Origin of the sequence: Mediterraneibacter glycyrrhizinilyticus (genome assembly GCF_015560805.1) — a bacterium.
In the GTDB taxonomy this organism is placed as follows: Bacteria; Bacillota; Clostridia; order Lachnospirales; family Lachnospiraceae; genus Schaedlerella; species Schaedlerella glycyrrhizinilytica_A.
This window is the reverse complement of the sequence record NZ_JADMSO010000004.1, coordinates 123285-139348: the sequence shown is the minus strand read 5'-3', so window position 1 is coordinate 139348 and position 16064 is coordinate 123285. Positions and strand designations below refer to the sequence as shown.

Genomic DNA, 16064 nt, shown 5'->3' with positions numbered 1-16064 from the left:
CTGCTACATCGCCATTCCGCCGTCCACATGCAAAACCTGCCCGGTAATATATCCGGCTTCTTCCGACGCTAAAAATACCACTGCATGAGCGACATCTTCGGCTTTTCCAAAACTCCCGGCAGGGATTTGCAAAAGTGTCTGTTCTCTGATTTTTTCCGGAAGCCGGGCCGTCATATCGGTTTCAATAAATCCCGGCGCAACCGCATTGACCGTGATCTTCCGTGATGCCAGCTCTTTTGCTGCCGCTTTAGTCAATCCGATCACACCGGCTTTCGATGCCGCATAATTGGTCTGCCCTGCATTTCCGGCAACACCGACAATGGAGGAAAGATTAATGATCCTGCCGCTGCGTTGTTTCATCATCTGTCTTGCGGCAAAACGCATACAATGAAATGTTCCTTTCAAGTTTGTATCGATCACAGAATCGAACGCTTCCTCCGACATCCGCATCAGCAGTCCGTCTCTTGTAATTCCCGCATTATTTACCAGAATATCCAGTCCGGAATGTTCTGCAAAAATATCCCGGAACATCGTTTCGCATGCAGAATAATCCGCTACATCGCATTGATAGAGCTGCGCGTTTTTTCCTAGTCTTTCAATTTCCGCTTTCACTTCCCTGGCTCTGTCAACGGATCCATTATAATTGAGCAGTACGTCCGCCCCCTTTTTCGCCAATTCCAAAGCGATCGCGCGCCCGATCCCACGGGACGCGCCGGTCACAAGCGCCGTCTTTCCCTCTAAATTCATGCCGGTCCCTCCAAACTTTTTTCCAGTGCTTCCCACGTATTTACAGAACAGACTTTCACGTTTCTGTCAATTTTTTTCAAAAAGCCCCGCAATGTATTTCCGGGACCGATCTCGATAAACGTATCTACCCCCTCCGCGATCATCCGTTCCATACTTTGCTGCCAGCGGACCGGTGATGCGACTTGCCGTACAAGAAGTTCCTGTATTTTTTCGGTTTCCAGAACAGGAGCTGCCGTTACATTTGTGATGTACGGGATCCGCAGCTCTTTCCACGAAATCTCTCTCAAAGTTTCTTCGAGCCGATTTCCCGCCTCCCGCAAAAACGGAGAATGAAAAGGTCCGCTTACTTTCAGCGGCAAAACTCTTTTTGCACCGTGGGAAATCAACGCTTCCCCCGCCTGCAAAACCGCGTCCTTTTTTCCGGTGATCACGATCTGCCCCGGGCAGTTATAATTTGCAACGAAAACATCTTCCCGCTCGTTCAGCACATGTTCCACCTGATCGGCAGACAAGCCCAGCACGGCAGCCATCGCCCCCTCGCCACCCGGAACTGCCTGTTCCATCAGGATTCCTCGTTTCCGCACCGCATACACCGCTTCCCGGTCATACATACCGCCGGAAATGGCGATCGCACAGTATTCTCCCAAACTCAATCCGGCTGTCACATCCGCTTTCATTCCTTTGGCTTCCGCGCTCCTCGCCATTGCCAGACAGGTGGTCACAAGTGCAGCCTGCGTATATTCCGTCTGATTTAGTTTTTCATTTTCCGTAAAACACAGCTTTTTCATGTCCATCTGGAGCACTTCGGACGCCATGTCGAAAATCTCTCTCGCAACGGCGCTGTGTTCATAAAAATCTTTCCCCATCCCGGCTTTTTGTACGCCTTGTCCCGGAAACAAGAATGCGGTCTTACTCATCCCACACGACTCCTTTCTGTACCGCCTTGATCCGTTGTTCCGTTTCTGAAATGATTGTTCCTATCAGTTCTTCACAGCTTTTTATTTCATGGATCATTCCTGCGATCTGCCCGGCCATCACACTTCCGTCGGTTACATTTCCATCCACAACCGCTTTTCGCAGTCCGCCAAGTGTCAGACGTTCCAGCTCCTCAAACGAAGCTCCGTCTTTTTCCAGCCGCAGATATTCTTTTGTCATCGGATTACGAAGCGTCCTCACCGGATGTCCCGTGGAACGCCCTGTCACGCGGGAATCAATATCTTTCGCACGCACGATACACGCTTTATACTGTTCATGAACCGCAGCCTCTTTTGTTGCGATAAATGCGGTTCCCATCTGTACTCCCTCTGCTCCCAGCATCAATGCCGCCGCCATCGTACGTCCGTCTGCAATACCTCCGGCAGCAATCACCGGGATCGTCACTGCATCCACGATCTGCGGAACAAGGACCATCGTCGTATTCTCTCCGATATGCCCCCCTGCTTCCGTGCCCTCTGCGACGACGGCGTCTGCGCCAACCCGTTCCATACGTTTTGCCATTGCCACCGATGCGATCACCGGGATCACTTTGATTCCCGCGGCTTTCCATTGTTTCATATATTTTTCCGGGCTGCCGGCTCCGGTCGTCACAACCGGAACCTGCTCTTCCGCAAGGATCTTAGCGATCACATCAGCTTCCGGATTCATCAGCATCAGATTCACTCCAAAGGGACGGTCTGTCCGTTTCTTTACTTCCCGGATCTGCTCCCGCACCCATTCACCGGACGCGCCGCCGGCTCCGATCATCCCAAGACCTCCCGCTTCGGAAACAGCAGCGGCAAGATGGTAATCTGCCACCCATGCCATACCTCCCTGAATGACCGGACAACGGATACCCAGAAGGTTCGTCACTCTCGTTTTCATTTTGCGGCCTCCAGATATTCCACAACTGCGCCGATCGTCGTCAGTTTCTCCAGATCTTCACTCGGGATTTCCTGTCCGAATTCTTCTTCAAACATCATTACCATCTCAAACAGATCCAGCGAATCCGCTCCCAGATCCTCCTTGAAAGAAGTCTCCGCCGTTAATGTCTCTGTTTCCACTCCAAGTGCTTCCGCTGTAATTTCTTTTACTTTCTCTAACATTTCATGATCTCCTTTACATTTCGCTTTGTTTATTTTCTATGTAATCCATAATAGGGAATTACCATTCCGTCAAACTTGCTCCCCACGATAATCCTGCGCCGAATCCGGCAAGAACCAGTTTTTTACCGGATTTCAACATTCCGTTCTGTTTCATCTCATGGAGTAGGATCGGTATACTCGCCGAAGACGTGTTCCCGTATTCTTCTAAATTCATTGGAAATCGCTCCGGCGGTACGTTCAGACGTTTTGCCACCGCTTCCACGATCCTCCGGTTCGCCTGATGCAGAACAAAATAATCAATGTCCTCCGCCAAAAGCTGTTCCCGGTCAAGCAGCTCCCGGATACACTCCGGAACACTCTTCACCGCAAATCGAAATACTTCCTGACCGTCCATCCGGATTTTTCCGTCTGTCCTGCATGTCAGCGCTTCCCCCTTTCTTCCGTCGGAATGTGCCGTCATGTTGTATCTCCCATTTTCCGTTTCTGTCAGCACGACAGCTCCCGCTCCGTCCCCGAATAAAATACAGGTGTTTCGATCGGTCCAGTCCACCAATTGGGAGAGCCGCTCCGTTCCGATCACAAGAACCGTTTTGTACATACCGCTGCGGATATATGCCTGCGCAGTATTGTATGCATACAAAAATCCGGCGCAGGCTGCATTCAGATCGAAACAAACTGCATGAACAGCCCCAAGTTGTTTCTGGACTTCGCACGCCGTGCAGGGAAGAACCCTTTCCGGGGAAATCGTCGATACCAGGATTAGTTCCACCGCTTCCGGATCGATCTCTCCGTCTGCAAGCGCCTGCCTGGCAGCTTCCACCGCCATCGTAACGGCAGTATCCTCCACCGCAATATGCCGCCGCGCAATTCCTGTCCTCTCACGGATCCATGTATCACTCGTATCCACCACATTTTCCAAGTCTTCATTGCTCACAAAAACAGGGGGAGCATACGCTCCCGTCCCGCATATTCTTCCAACCATAACCTCTCCTTATCTTCGCATTTGATCATGATTCCGTGTATATTTTCTCTTTCCACACTCTTTTGAATCTCAAATACTTTGATGTTCAAAGTATACTATAAAAAAATTTTTTGTCAACTGTTTTTTCAAAAAATCATATGAAATAATGCATTAAAAAATGGGACCGCCGATTCCCGACTGCCCCGTTTCACACTCTTTTTTCACAAAAATCCCTCAGGAAAGTTCTGCGATCCCGATATTTTTTCCGTCTCGCCAGATTCTCTCCAGATCATAAAACAAGCGATTTTCCTTATCAAATACATGCACGATCACATCGCCGAAATCCAGAAGCACCCAGTTTCCGCTTCCGTATCCTTCCCGCTGTTTCAGAGAATATCCTGCTTTATGCATCTCCTCTTCTACATTGTCTACCATCGCCTGTACCTGACTTTCACTGGAACCATTTGCAATAATAAAATAATCTGCCAGTACCGAGATTCCCGCAATATCAATGATGCGGATGTCTTCTCCCTTTTTCTCATCTAATGCATGATATGCGATTTTTGCCATTTCTTTCGCCTGCACTGTTTCCACCTCCACGTTGTATGCCGTCTCAGACTGCGGCATCTTATTTTTTCTGTTCGCTGTAATATAAAAACGTTTCTCTTGTCATCGGGTCTATTGATCGCCCGCTTTTTTCCAGATAAGAAAGCGTCTGCTTCGAGCAAAGGCAGACCGCACGATCAATGTTCGTAAATGCCAAACTGCGTACATCGGAAAGTCCGGGAATCATCTTACGCCCCGGTTCGATGTAGTCAGCCAGAAAGACGATTTTTTCCAGCATCGTCATATCCGGACGCCCTGTCGTGTGATACAGGATCGCGTTCAGGATCTCACCGTCACAGACCTTATAAGTCTCTTTCGCAAGATATGCGCCCAGTTTCGCATGGATCAGCGCGGGCATCTCCACTTCGGATTCCTTAAGCGAAAGCCCATACTTTTTGCAGAGACGGATCTGTTCTCCGGCAGGTGCAAATTTCCCACAGTCATGCAGAAGCCCTGCCGTCATCGCTTTCTCTATATCCTCGCCATATCGCATCGCCATGGATGCCGCCGTATACATCACGCCGATCGTATGGATATAACGTTCTTTTTTCAGTTGTTTTTTCAATTCGCACCGGATTTTTTCTAAATCTGCCATCTCTATTCTCCTTTACGATAAAGCGCGTGCTCCTGCATATATTCCTCCACGGCATGGGGAACCATATATGCCACACTTTTTCCCTGTGCCGCACGTTCCCGCAATGTTGTGGACGAGATTTCCAGAAGCGGCGCACGCAGAAGAGAGATCTTTGCGCCATATGTGTCTTCCAAATACGCGATCTGCCGCATCATGTCTTCCACATCTTTATCGTCCCGCATTGCCGCAAGGATCGTGCATGTCGGAAAAATTTCCCGAAAATATTTCCATTCTTCAATCGCAAAAAGCGAGTCTGCTCCCAGAATAAAATAAAATGTATCCTCCGGATAAAGCGCGCATAATTCCCGCATCGTCTTGTATGTGTAGGAATGCTCTTTTTCCTTTGCTTCATGCAGGCAAAGCCGGAAATACGGCACATCACTGATCGCACGGCGCACCATCTCGATCCGGTGTCCAAGCGCCTCTTCCCCCTCTTTTGTCTGCTTATGCGGCGGATTTCCGTTGGGCAGAAACCAGATCTCATCCAATCCGAAATCTTCATATGCAAACATGCCAAGCAGAAGATGTCCGATATGGATCGGATCAAATGTTCCGCCCATGATCCCGATCTTCATATCCTCACCTACGGTAATACGATTTTTTTCTTATTATCTTTTCCCTCTTTGTACAGAACGATCTTCTTTCCGATCACCTGAACAACCTGGGAACGGGTGCGCTCTGCCACAAGCTGCGCCAGCTCGGACGGATCGTCTGCACAGTTTTTCAGCACGCTGATCTTGATCAGCTCCCGCGCTTCCAATGCCTCGGCGATCGCCTGGGTCAATCCCGGCGTCATGCTGGATTTTCCGATTTGAAAGATCGGATCCATCGTCATTGCCAGACTCTTTAAATATGCTCTCTGTTTCGTTGTCATCTCGTGTTCTCCTGTTTATTTATAATAATCGAACTGCAATCCATACATTCTGACGGTATCGCCCTCCTGGATCCCCGCTGCTTCCAGGTCGTCCAGAATCCCCGTTTCTTTTAAGAAACGCTGGAAGAACGCAAAACCTTTTTCGGAATCCAGGTTGGTATATCCGAGCATTTTCTCGATCTTCGGACCTTCGATCACATACATATCGTCTTCTTTTGTCACGGTATACGGCAATTCCTCATAGATCAGTTCATCTTCCGGGAAGTATTCCTGTTCAAATACAACCGGCGTGGAATCCATCTTCTCCAATTCACCGCTCACATAATACAAAAGTTCTGAAATACCCTTTCCGGTTGCGCCTGATATCGGAAAGACTTTGATACCTTTCGGTTCAAATTCTGCTTTCAGTCTCTCAACCGGATCTTCATCCTCTGAATAGATCAGATCCGTCTTATTTGCCGCGATCACCTGCGGACGTGCTGCGATCTCGGGATTGTATTTTTCCAGTTCCTGATTGATCTTGTAAATATCGTCAACCGGATCTCTTCCCTCGACTCCTGCTGCATCTACCACATGGATCATCAGTTTCGTACGCTCGACATGACGTAAAAATTCATGTCCCAGTCCGATTCCCTCCGAAGCGCCTTCGATCAATCCAGGAATATCCGCCATCACAAATCCCTTTCCGTGATCCAGATCTACTACGCCAAGATTCGGATTCAGCGTCGTGAAATGGTAATTGGCAATTTTCGGCTGTGCATTTGTTACACGGGAAAGGAGCGTTGATTTTCCGACATTCGGAAATCCGATCAAACCGACGTCCGCGATCACTTTCAGTTCCAAAGAAACTTCCAGTTCCATCGCCGGCTGTCCCGGCTGCGCATACTTCGGCACCTGCATCGTTGCCGTCGCAAAATGCTGGTTTCCGAGACCGCCTCGTCCGCCCTTTAATACGACCTGACGGCGGTTTTCTCCCGACATATCCGCAATGACTTTACCGCTCTTTGATTCTTTGATGACCGTTCCCTCCGGCACTTTCAGCACAAGATCTTTTCCGTCTTTTCCATGGCAGCGCCGTTTGCCGCCTTCCTCTCCGTCTCCGGCAGCATATTTCCGTTTGTGACGGTAATCTACCAGAGTGTTGAGTCCTTCATCTACTTCAAATATCAAATCTCCGCCGCGTCCTCCGTCGCCGCCGTCCGGTCCGCCGTTGGCAACGTACAGCTCTCTGCGGAAACTACAATGTCCGTCTCCGCCTTTACCGGAACGGATCCATATTTTTGCTCTGTCTGCAAACATATACAGTCTCCTTTTGATTTATCTTAAAAAAAGGCAGGAATGGATATTCCTGCCTTCTTCATTAACGGTCGATTATTCAGCTACCGGATAGATAGAAACCTGTTTCTTATCTCTTCCTTTTCTTTCAAATCTTACAACACCGTCAACCAGTGCGAATAAAGTATCATCACCGCCGCGTCCAACGTTCACGCCCGGATGGATCTTTGTTCCACGCTGTCTGTACAGGATGTTGCCAGCCTTTACAAACTGTCCGTCTGCTCTCTTGGCACCTAATCTCTTTGCTTCGGAGTCACGTCCGTTACGAGTGGAACCAACTCCCTTTTTATGAGCGAAAAACTGAAGGTTCAAATTCATCATGGTAGTTACACCTCCTCGAAAATAATATCAATGTATGGTTCATATTCGCTGTTGTCCGACATGCTCTCAAGTCCGAGTATCATCGTCTTTACCAACAGCTGCGCATCATGCGAGGGTTCCCGGTCGAAACGGAATGAAATCATACCGTTCTCCTCATCCGTCACACAGTTCATCTGATCTTCTGTATACATCTCAACCGCGTTGATCGTATTGATCACAAGAACAGATACCGCCGCACAGACAATGTCCGTGCCTGCTTCTGAATAGCCGGCATGTCCTTCCAGATCGAATCCCATATATGCATGTCTGCTGTTCACATAAATTGTTGCATTAATCATATTCGATTACGCATTGATCTTTTCGATCTTTACTGCAGTGTACTGCTGTCTGTGACCATTTTTCTTATGGTATCCAGATTTTCTCTTATACTTGTAAACGATGACTTTTTTTGCTTTTCCGTCTCCGATTACAGATGCAGTAACAGTTGCTCCGTCAACAGTCGGATTTCCAACAACCAGTTTGTCGTTGTTTACTGCAAGCACCTGATCAAACGTATAAGTCTCTCCAGCTTCCACACCAAGCTTTTCTACTTTAATGATATCGCCTTCGGCTACTTTGTACTGTTTACCACCTGTTGCTATAATCGCGTACATATGGCACCTCCTATTATCATTACTCGCCAATTACGGTGTCTGCTTTTATGCCAGAACTTAGAAACCTCATTGCGCGGCATACCACTATAAATTAGCACAATCGCATATTGAAGTCAATAGTTTTCTTGCATTTTCCGATAAAATTTTCCGATAAAATTTCCGGATTTTCCGGATCACTCGCTCTCCATCTCCTGCATCCGCTCATAACAGTACTCAATGATCGTCTTTCTTGTAATGATCCCGATAAATTTCTTCTGGTCATCGACCACAGGAACGAAATTCTGGTTCATCGCTTTTCTCAGGAGATCTTCCATATCTGCATCTGCGGAAACCGCTTCATAATCTGCTTTTCTCGGGAAATCCTGGATAAAAATGTTTTCGGCTCTTTTCAGATCCATATTCTGATAGCTTTTGATCCCCCACAGCAGATCGCCCTCCGTGATCGTGCCGACATACTCGCCCTCCCGGTTCAGCATTGGGATCGACGCGTATTTGTGGTATTCCATCGTCTCAAGCACCTGACGAAGCGTGCAGTAATCATAAATAAATGCCACTTCGCTTTTCGGCTTCAAAAAGAATAATATATTCATAGCATTTTTCTCCGTCGTTTAAATCTGTGTCACAACAAAAATCTCATACAATGCGCGGATCGCATTTTTGAAATCATCATGCCGTACGCCGATAATGATGTTCAGCTCGCTGGATCCCTGATCGATCATCTTGACATTGATATGAGCATGTGCAAGCGCAGAAAAGATTCTTCCCGCTGTTCCGCGTGTTGCACGCATACCGCGTCCCACGACGGCGATCAGCGCCAGATCGGATTCCAGTTCGATATGATCCGGTTTCACCGTCTTATGGATCGCAGAAAGTACCTGCTGTTCTTTTTCCTCAAATTCATCTTTATGTACAAAAATCGTCATCGTATCGATACCTGACGGCATATGTTCGATCGAAATATCGTGCTCCTCAAATACCTGAAGCACTTTCCGGCAGAATCCGATCTCTGAATTCATCATCGCTTTCTCGATCGTGATCGACGCAAATCCATCGGTTCCTGCAATCCCTGTGATCGTATATTTCGGCTGACGGCAGGTTCCCTCCACGATCAAGGTTCCTTTGTCCTCCGGCGCATTTGTATTGCGGATATTGATCGGAATTCCAGCTTTTCTTACCGGGAAGATCGCATCCTCATGGAGAACGCTTGCTCCCATATAGGACAGCTCCCGCAGTTCTTTATATGTGATCGTCTCGATCGAACGCGGATTTTTGACGATCCGAGGATCTGCGATCAAAAATCCGGACACGTCCGTCCAGTTCTCATAAAGATCCGCTCCCACCGCCAAAGCGACAAGCGAACCGGATACGTCGGAGCCGCCTCTTGAAAATGTCACGATCGTTCCGTCTGCTTTTGCCCCGTAGAACCCCGGGATCACCGCTCCTTTGGAATCTTCCAACCGTTTCGCGAGCAGCTGGTTTGTTGTCTCTTCATCAAAGGAACTGTCTTCGCCAAAGCGGATCACATCCGCCGCGTCGATAAATTCATATCCGAGATATGCCGCCATGATCTTACCGTTCAAATATTCTCCTCTGGACGCCGCATAATCTCTTCCGATCTTCTTCCCGAAATTTTCCCGGATCTTTTCAAAGTCCTGATCCAATGAAAAATCCAGTCCGAGTCCATCTATGATTTCCTGATATCTGCCCCGGATTTCCTGGAGCTGATCCGCAAATTTCTTCTCACGAATTGCCGCACCATAGCAGCTGTACAACATATCGGTTACTTTCGTATCGCCGGAGAACCGTTTTCCGGGTGCGGACGGCACGACAAACTTCCGGGATGCATCCGCGCGGATGATCTTTCCGACTTTTTTAAACTGTTCCGCGCTTGCAAGGGAACTTCCTCCGAACTTTACTACTTTTTTCATCTCTCGTTATCCTCCATTTTCGGTGCATTTCGGTTTTCTATTATAACGCGTCTTTTTTTACTTTTCAAGAAAATTACATCGTAATCTTACCGTATACCGCCCCTGCGGCTCTGCACAGATCATCCGGTTTTAATTTCAGCTGCATCCCCAGTTTTCCGCCGCTTATGTAAATCTGTTCCTTCTCCTCTGCACTTTGATCCACCACGGTAGGGAACTGTTTTTTCATTCCGATGGCAGTGCACCCTCCCCGGACATACCCGGTCACTTTTGTGATCTCTTTGACCGGGAGCATTTCCACCGATTTCTCATTCACGGCACGGGCAGCCTTTTTCAGATCCAGTTCCGCCTCGATCGGAATCACAAAGACGTAATGCGCCCCGGTTTTTCCTGTTGTCACGAGCGTCTTGTACACCAGTTCATGCGGAAGCCCGGTCTGATCGGCGGTAAAAACCCCGCTCACAAACTCTTCACATTCATACGTCTTATATTCATATGGGATCTTTTGTCGTTCCAGCATCCGCATCGCATTTGTTTTTAATTCTTTCTTACTCATTTTTTGCTTCCCAACATTCATACAATGGTTTTCTGACTTTTTTCCTTGTCACTTCCACCAACTGCAGTTCCGTCACATCCACAAGCGTTGCCTGGATCGGATCGCGTGACAACAGTTTGCGGAATTCTTTCAGCAATATCTGCATTTTATCGGGATCGTCCAGATTGATAAAATCGATCACGATGATCCCGGACAGATTCCGAAGCCGGAGCTGCCTTGCAATCTCCTTTGCCGCTTCCAGATTGATCTTTAACGCTGCGTCTTCCTGATTCTTTTTTGAAACACATTTCCCGGAATTAACGTCGATCACAGTCAGCGCTTCTGTTGGCTGGATCACAAGATAGCCTCCGTGTTTGAACCAGACTTTCTCATGCAGCGCGCTTCCGAGCACATGTTTTAAGCTGTACAGTCCCGAAAGGGAAAGCATCGGGTCGTTATAATGTGTCAGAAGTCTGGTATACTCCGGCTGCTCTTTTTCAAAAAAATCATGCACTTCTTTATACAGTTCGTCGTCTTCCACGATGATTTCTTCCAAACCGTCTGTATAAACATTTTTCAGATCGGTCAAATACGGTTTCGCCGCACATTCCAGACAGGAAAAACAGGTCCGGTATGCCGCCGTCTCTTTTAAATGCTGATATTTTTCACGAAGTGCTTCGATCTCCTCGGTAATCTCTTCAAAAGATGCTTCTTTCGCATTGGTCCGGACGATGATCCCATACTCTTCATTTTTCATCGGGGAAAGCTGCTCTTTCAGTTCCTCACGCAGCGCTTTTGGAATCTTCGATGACACGCCGATCCTTGTGTTCCCCGATGTCAGGACGGCAACTCGTCCGGTAAAACTGATATTGCTTGTCACCGTCGGCGCCTTTGTCTTCACTGCTTCACGGCTGATCTGTACAACAAGCTCATCTCCGATGCAGAGCGCTTTTTTTTCACTTTGTTTTCTTGCAAAGATCGCATGCTTTGCCTGACTGATGTCATAATAGCAATTGACACCGCCGATATCGATAAATGCCGCTCCGATATTCGCCGCAATGTTCTGTACTTTTCCGATGTAGACATTTCCGAGGACCGGACCGCTGTGCTCATCCTGTCTGCTGCAGTGAATTTCAGCCGCTTCTCCGTTTTCCAGAAGCCAGGTCCAGACACAGCCCTTTTCTTTTGTCATCAGCACTTTTCGCTGCATATTTCTTCCCCCAATGATTCCAACGTCACAAACCGTTCTGCACTCTCCGCTTTGTTTTCCGATGATTCTGCATACATTTCCAGCCGATGATAAGAAAATACGACCGTCTCTTCCTGTATACCACAGAATTTACAGAACGCTTCCATCACAAGATCCGGTTTCAGATTCTGTACGCTCCCGGCTGCCAGATGGAGATAGATCTGCTCCCCGCGGATTTCCGCCTGATAGATCCACGGACGGATATCCACTTCCTGTTCGCTCCGCTTTGTCTGTTTTACGATACGGATCTCTTTCTGAGAAAGGAATTCCGTAAACTGTTCTTTCCATTGATCCGGCATCGTTCCTTTCCGCACCGACACAAGATAATCCGCCGCTGCAACGATCGCCATCCCGGTTGCTTTCTTTTCTTCCGAAATCTGCCGGAAACTTAAGATCTCAATGCCCTCGGCAGTCACCGCATTCATCCGGCGCACGGCCGTTTCACTGTCGATCAGCTCCGTCAATTCGATGTCTACATACTCGCCGTCGCTGGTCAGCCCGATCCCGAGCGGGCTGGCAAACGACATGATCATATGCGGGCTGTATCCGCCGGTAAATGCGATCGGGATTTCCGCCCGCCGCATCATTTTCTGGAAAAACCGCATCACGTCCAGATGCCCGATAAACTTCAGCACACCGTATTTTCTGAATTTAATTCTTACTTTCATAACAGACACCTCCTCCGAATGTTGCCACTCCGCAGCCGGAACAGCCCTCTCTGCAATTCGGTGTCACGACACCGTCTTTTGCCCGCTGCCATTCGCGTTCCAAAAACTTCTTCGTCACGCCGATCTCGATGAAATCCCACGGCAGCAGTTCCGACGTTTCCCGCTCACGCAATGTATAGAATTCCGGATCGATCCCGGTATTTTCAAACGCCTGCATCCATTTCTCATTGTCAAACGTCTCCGTCCAGGAGTCATACAGGCATCCCAGCCGGTATGCTTCCTCGATCACTTGTCCGATCCGGCGGTCTCCTCTCGCAAATACGCCCTCCAACACAGTCACTTCCGCATCATGCCAGTTGTATTTCAGACTCTTTCTGTTCAGCTGTTCCTGAAATTCATGTTTTACGATCGCCGCTCTTCTGACATACTCTTCCGCCGTGCACATCGGCGCCCACTGGAACGGTGTGAACGGTTTCGGAACAAAGAACGACGAACTTGCGGTGATCTGACATTTGCCATGCCGCTGTTCTTTCGGAATCTCATAATATCTGCGCGCCACCCGGTCGGAAAGCCGCGCGATCTCTTTCATATCCTCTTCCTCTTCCCACGGGAGTCCGAGCATAAAATATAATTTTACTTTGGACCAGCCGCCTTCAAACGCTTCTCCGGCTCCGGTCAGGATGTCTTCCTCGGTTAGACCTTTGTTGATCACATTTCGCATCCGCTGGGAACCGGCTTCCGGTGCAAACGTCAGACTGCTCTTTTTCACATCCTGCACTTTGCTCATCACGTCCAGTGAAAAGGCGTCGATCCGCAGAGACGGCAACGATATATTGACGCCTTTTCCGTGATATTCCTCGATCAAAAATGTCACCAGTTCCTGCAGTTTGGAATAATCGCTGGAACTCAATGAACTCAATGAAATCTCTTCATGCCCGGTATTTTTCAGCATGGTTTTTGCATAACGCTTCAGTTCTTCTACGTCCCGCTCCCGTGTCGGGCGGTACAACATTCCCGCCTGACAGAACCGGCATCCGCGTATACATCCCCTCTGGATCTCAAGCACAACACGATCCTGGGTCGCTTTGATATAAGGTACAACCGGACTCATCGGATATACCGCGTCGGTCACATCCATCACAACCTGTTTTTTTACCGTTTCCGGCGCATGCGGATTGACTGCGCGAAAATCACGAAGCGTTCCGTCCTCTTCATAAGAAGCTTCGTAGAATTGCGGCACATAAATACCCTCCACGCCTGCTGCCATTTCCAGAAATTCCAAACGGCTCTTTTTTTCTTTTTTACACTGCTTATAGAGATCCAAGAGTTCATCGTATACGGTCTCGCCCTCGCCGATATAGAACAGATCGAAAAATTCTGCCAACGGTTCCGGATTGTACGCGCACGGACCGCCACCGATCACGATCGGATCTTCCTCGGTTCTCTCTTTGGCATGCATCGGGATCTGGCTCAATTCCAACACCTGTAAAATATTCGTGTAACACATTTCATACTGGATCGTGATCCCGAGAAAATCAAATGTTTTGATCGGATCCTGAGATTCCAGTGCGAAAAGCGGGATATGCTGTTCCCGCATCACCTTGTCCAAATCCGTCCACGGGGAATACACACGTTCGCACCACACATCCTCCCTGCGGTTGAACATATCATAAAGGATCTGGATACCGAGATGGGACATGCCGATCTCGTATACGTCCGGAAAGCACATCGCGAAACGGATATTCACCTCGCTTTTGTCTTTCATCACCGAGTTGACCTCGCCGCCGATATAACGGGCCGGCTTCTCGATATTTAGTAAAATATCATCACTTAAAGCTAATGTTCTCATTCATTTCTCCTATATTTTGTATGATTCTTGCTAAATTATATGAAAAATAGGAAATTATGTCAATGGATGAGACGTTTCAATCTCATATCTACTTTTTGTATCGAACATGGATACATTCCAAAAATTCATTGACGAACGAACACTATATTATTACATAATACATCAAAAGAATTTTATCGGAGATATCTAAAAGAAAATCCCAGACTTCTGTCCGGGACTTTATCTACAATCTGAGTGGTGCTGAAAATAGCTCTCAGCACCAACTCTGTCTATGGATCTTTCTCTCTGATTCGAATATCTTATTAAATATATTCTTTCAACTCTGATAAATCCGTTTTTCCATTTTTTTCTACTAATACCGCTCTTGATTTTTTTCCATAAACCATTATTTTGCCCTTTAAATACATTGCCTTTACCAAGCCACCGTTTACATGATATGCGACTACATCTTCGCCTTTTGTTACCAGATCACCTAAGATGTTTAATTCTTCAAGAATGCCCCCATCTAATACACTTATTGCATCAGCTTTCAACACTTTTATAATCCCTTTGACTAATGTTTCTCCACTCGATCCCTCTGTTATCACACTTTCTTGAATCGTGATTCTGCCCACCGGTTTAGAAAACTGCATTCCTATTGAACCATCTCCAACTGTTTTTATACTCTTAAAAGTTGCATCTTGTATGGTCCCATCATATTGATTAAATCCTCTTGCCCCCATTCCATATGTTTCAATGCTGTCTTCCGCCTTGAAAGTTTTAACATGACCAAAATTTACAAATCCTATACCACTTGGACCAAAACTCATGATCTTCTTTTTAGTGATCCAATGATCAACTGTTCCCCACACATCTAAGACCATATCATTTGTGCCATATGTTGTAATCGCACCGTTGGAAATTATTTCTTTTGCATAAACTCCATACGCGATAAAAACAGCACCTGTTATGAGATTAGGTTGTCCCGTCGGAATCATGCCATTTGAATAAATCTCATTTGTCGTTAATTTTTCTATGATAATCTTTCCAGCTTCATCGTTAAATCCTGATATAAATATCCCACTGCCTATGACCGGGGCATGTTTTCTGCCCAATGATATATTTTGAGCGTAAACTTTTATTTCGCTGCCTTCTTCAGGATTAAAATTATAGATCGTCAAAGCCCCTTGATATACAATTACCCCATATTTCATAGGTCTTTCCGGATAGTTTCGCGAATCTGCAGATACTATATCCAATCCATTTATATTGACAGTCATCGTTTTATTATTGCCTCGTGTCAGTAACTGAACCATCCCTGTTACCGTCAAATTTTTCAGTGCAATCTCTTTCAAATCTTCCAAATTAGAATCTATATAGATTGCTCTTTTGTCCGGAGATGTTTGAATGGAGATATTCGATATTTCATTGTCACCTGTTAATTCTATTCCGCCTCCATTTATAAAGCTCAACAGGATATTTTTTTTATTTGAAATAAGTTTTTGACCTTCTTTTAATTTTATTGTATTGACGGCATTAATTGAACATACAAGTTCTATTATCTTTTCATCTGAACTTAATGCTTCTTCTAATTGGATATAATTTTTTACTTTCATATTCTTACCTCCCAATTAACATTTAAACATA

20 protein-coding genes are annotated in these 16064 nt (G+C 46.9%); all 20 read right to left on the bottom strand.

Features of this window, described 5'->3' with window-relative positions:
- Nucleotides 1-3 precede the first annotated feature (3 nt).
- Nucleotides 4-747: a 3-oxoacyl-[acyl-carrier-protein] reductase gene (gene fabG / locus I2H87_RS05825; protein WP_195609512.1), complete on the bottom strand. Its 744-nt coding sequence runs from the start codon at nt 745-747 to the stop codon at nt 4-6.
- Nucleotides 744-1664 carry an ACP S-malonyltransferase gene (gene fabD / locus I2H87_RS05820; RefSeq protein ID WP_009266279.1) on the bottom strand — a complete coding sequence of 307 codons (921 nt, stop codon included), beginning with the start codon at nt 1662-1664 and terminating at the stop codon, nt 744-746. The genes fabG and fabD overlap by 4 nt, the downstream gene beginning before the upstream one ends.
- Nucleotides 1657-2607: an enoyl-[acyl-carrier-protein] reductase FabK gene (gene fabK, locus I2H87_RS05815; RefSeq protein WP_009266280.1), complete on the bottom strand. Its 951-nt coding sequence runs from the start codon at nt 2605-2607 to the stop codon at nt 1657-1659. The genes fabD and fabK overlap by 8 nt, the downstream gene beginning before the upstream one ends.
- Nucleotides 2604-2828 (bottom strand): acyl carrier protein, encoded by a 225-nt coding sequence (gene acpP, locus I2H87_RS05810; RefSeq protein ID WP_009266281.1) that lies wholly within the window; start codon nt 2826-2828, stop codon nt 2604-2606. The genes fabK and acpP overlap by 4 nt, the downstream gene beginning before the upstream one ends.
- Before the next feature lie 58 nt (nt 2829-2886).
- Nucleotides 2887-3810, bottom strand: a complete 924-nt coding sequence (locus I2H87_RS05805) for a beta-ketoacyl-ACP synthase III (RefSeq protein WP_009266282.1) — start codon at nt 3808-3810, stop codon at nt 2887-2889.
- Between the two features lie 213 nt (nt 3811-4023).
- Entirely contained in the window at nt 4024-4416 is a 393-nt protein-coding gene (gene rsfS, locus I2H87_RS05800; RefSeq protein ID WP_009266283.1) for a ribosome silencing factor, read from the bottom strand.
- 1 nt (nt 4417) lies between these two features.
- A complete protein-coding gene (yqeK, locus tag I2H87_RS05795; protein ID WP_009266284.1) occupies nt 4418-4990 on the bottom strand; it encodes a bis(5'-nucleosyl)-tetraphosphatase (symmetrical) YqeK in 573 nt (190 codons plus the stop codon).
- Between the two features lie 2 nt (nt 4991-4992).
- Nucleotides 4993-5604: a nicotinate-nucleotide adenylyltransferase gene (gene nadD / locus I2H87_RS05790; RefSeq protein ID WP_009266285.1), complete on the bottom strand. Its 612-nt coding sequence runs from the start codon at nt 5602-5604 to the stop codon at nt 4993-4995.
- A gap of 8 nt (nt 5605-5612) precedes the next feature.
- A complete protein-coding gene (gene yhbY, locus I2H87_RS05785) occupies nt 5613-5903 on the bottom strand; it encodes a ribosome assembly RNA-binding protein YhbY (RefSeq protein WP_054704715.1) in 291 nt (96 codons plus the stop codon).
- Between the two features lie 15 nt (nt 5904-5918).
- Nucleotides 5919-7202, bottom strand: coding sequence for a GTPase ObgE (gene obgE / locus I2H87_RS05780; protein ID WP_009266287.1), 1284 nt, complete (start codon nt 7200-7202; stop codon nt 5919-5921).
- 72 nt (nt 7203-7274) lie between these two features.
- Entirely contained in the window at nt 7275-7559 is a 285-nt protein-coding gene (rpmA, locus tag I2H87_RS05775; protein ID WP_009266288.1) for a 50S ribosomal protein L27, read from the bottom strand.
- 5 nt (nt 7560-7564) lie between these two features.
- A complete protein-coding gene (locus I2H87_RS05770) occupies nt 7565-7897 on the bottom strand; it encodes a ribosomal-processing cysteine protease Prp (RefSeq protein WP_009266289.1) in 333 nt (110 codons plus the stop codon).
- Between the two features lie 6 nt (nt 7898-7903).
- Nucleotides 7904-8212: a 50S ribosomal protein L21 gene (gene rplU, locus I2H87_RS05765; protein ID WP_009266290.1), complete on the bottom strand. Its 309-nt coding sequence runs from the start codon at nt 8210-8212 to the stop codon at nt 7904-7906.
- Nucleotides 8213-8385: 173 nt separating this feature from the next.
- On the bottom strand, nt 8386-8802 hold the full coding sequence (locus I2H87_RS05760; protein ID WP_009266291.1) for a CBS domain-containing protein: 417 nt from the start codon (nt 8800-8802) through the stop codon (nt 8386-8388).
- Between the two features lie 18 nt (nt 8803-8820).
- Nucleotides 8821-10140 (bottom strand): aspartate kinase, encoded by a 1320-nt coding sequence (locus I2H87_RS05755; RefSeq protein ID WP_195609511.1) that lies wholly within the window; start codon nt 10138-10140, stop codon nt 8821-8823.
- Between the two features lie 73 nt (nt 10141-10213).
- Nucleotides 10214-10693, bottom strand: coding sequence for a Cys-tRNA(Pro) deacylase (gene ybaK, locus I2H87_RS05750; RefSeq protein WP_009266293.1), 480 nt, complete (start codon nt 10691-10693; stop codon nt 10214-10216).
- Nucleotides 10686-11882 carry a ribonuclease E/G gene (locus I2H87_RS05745; RefSeq protein ID WP_195609510.1) on the bottom strand — a complete coding sequence of 399 codons (1197 nt, stop codon included), beginning with the start codon at nt 11880-11882 and terminating at the stop codon, nt 10686-10688. The genes ybaK and I2H87_RS05745 overlap by 8 nt, the downstream gene beginning before the upstream one ends.
- Nucleotides 11864-12589: a TIGR03936 family radical SAM-associated protein gene (locus I2H87_RS05740; RefSeq protein ID WP_022151727.1), complete on the bottom strand. Its 726-nt coding sequence runs from the start codon at nt 12587-12589 to the stop codon at nt 11864-11866. Before I2H87_RS05740 ends, I2H87_RS05745 begins: the two co-directional genes overlap by 19 nt.
- On the bottom strand, nt 12573-14438 hold the full coding sequence (locus I2H87_RS05735; protein WP_195609509.1) for a TIGR03960 family B12-binding radical SAM protein: 1866 nt from the start codon (nt 14436-14438) through the stop codon (nt 12573-12575). Before I2H87_RS05735 ends, I2H87_RS05740 begins: the two co-directional genes overlap by 17 nt.
- 302 nt (nt 14439-14740) lie before the next feature.
- A complete protein-coding gene (locus I2H87_RS05730) occupies nt 14741-16033 on the bottom strand; it encodes a hypothetical protein (RefSeq protein WP_243273885.1) in 1293 nt (430 codons plus the stop codon).
- Nucleotides 16034-16064: the final 31 nt, after the last annotated feature.

Excerpts from the sequence above, each read along its gene's own strand:
- fabG (WP_195609512.1), bottom strand. The coding sequence starts at position 747 with ATGAATTTAGAGGGAAAGACGGCGCTTGTGACCGGCGCGTCCCGTGGG.
- fabD (WP_009266279.1), bottom strand. The coding sequence starts at position 1,664 with ATGAGTAAGACCGCATTCTTGTTTCCGGGACAAGGCGTACAAAAAGCC.
- fabK (WP_009266280.1), bottom strand. The coding sequence starts at position 2,607 with ATGAAAACGAGAGTGACGAACCTTCTGGGTATCCGTTGTCCGGTCATT.
- acpP (WP_009266281.1), bottom strand. The coding sequence starts at position 2,828 with ATGTTAGAGAAAGTAAAAGAAATTACAGCGGAAGCACTTGGAGTGGAA.
- I2H87_RS05805 (WP_009266282.1), bottom strand. The coding sequence starts at position 3,810 with ATGGTTGGAAGAATATGCGGGACGGGAGCGTATGCTCCCCCTGTTTTT.
- rsfS (WP_009266283.1), bottom strand. The coding sequence starts at position 4,416 with ATGCCGCAGTCTGAGACGGCATACAACGTGGAGGTGGAAACAGTGCAG.
- yqeK (WP_009266284.1), bottom strand. The coding sequence starts at position 4,990 with ATGGCAGATTTAGAAAAAATCCGGTGCGAATTGAAAAAACAACTGAAA.
- nadD (WP_009266285.1), bottom strand. The coding sequence starts at position 5,604 with ATGAAGATCGGGATCATGGGCGGAACATTTGATCCGATCCATATCGGA.
- yhbY (WP_054704715.1), bottom strand. The coding sequence starts at position 5,903 with ATGACAACGAAACAGAGAGCATATTTAAAGAGTCTGGCAATGACGATG.
- obgE (WP_009266287.1), bottom strand. The coding sequence starts at position 7,202 with ATGTTTGCAGACAGAGCAAAAATATGGATCCGTTCCGGTAAAGGCGGA.
- rpmA (WP_009266288.1), bottom strand. The coding sequence starts at position 7,559 with ATGATGAATTTGAACCTTCAGTTTTTCGCTCATAAAAAGGGAGTTGGT.
- I2H87_RS05770 (WP_009266289.1), bottom strand. The coding sequence starts at position 7,897 with ATGATTAATGCAACAATTTATGTGAACAGCAGACATGCATATATGGGA.
- rplU (WP_009266290.1), bottom strand. The coding sequence starts at position 8,212 with ATGTACGCGATTATAGCAACAGGTGGTAAACAGTACAAAGTAGCCGAA.
- I2H87_RS05760 (WP_009266291.1), bottom strand. The coding sequence starts at position 8,802 with ATGAATATATTATTCTTTTTGAAGCCGAAAAGCGAAGTGGCATTTATT.
- I2H87_RS05755 (WP_195609511.1), bottom strand. The coding sequence starts at position 10,140 with ATGAAAAAAGTAGTAAAGTTCGGAGGAAGTTCCCTTGCAAGCGCGGAA.
- ybaK (WP_009266293.1), bottom strand. The coding sequence starts at position 10,693 with ATGAGTAAGAAAGAATTAAAAACAAATGCGATGCGGATGCTGGAACGA.
- I2H87_RS05745 (WP_195609510.1), bottom strand. The coding sequence starts at position 11,882 with ATGCAGCGAAAAGTGCTGATGACAAAAGAAAAGGGCTGTGTCTGGACC.
- I2H87_RS05740 (WP_022151727.1), bottom strand. The coding sequence starts at position 12,589 with ATGAAAGTAAGAATTAAATTCAGAAAATACGGTGTGCTGAAGTTTATC.
- I2H87_RS05735 (WP_195609509.1), bottom strand. The coding sequence starts at position 14,438 with ATGAGAACATTAGCTTTAAGTGATGATATTTTACTAAATATCGAGAAG.
- I2H87_RS05730 (WP_243273885.1), bottom strand. The coding sequence starts at position 16,033 with ATGAAAGTAAAAAATTATATCCAATTAGAAGAAGCATTAAGTTCAGAT.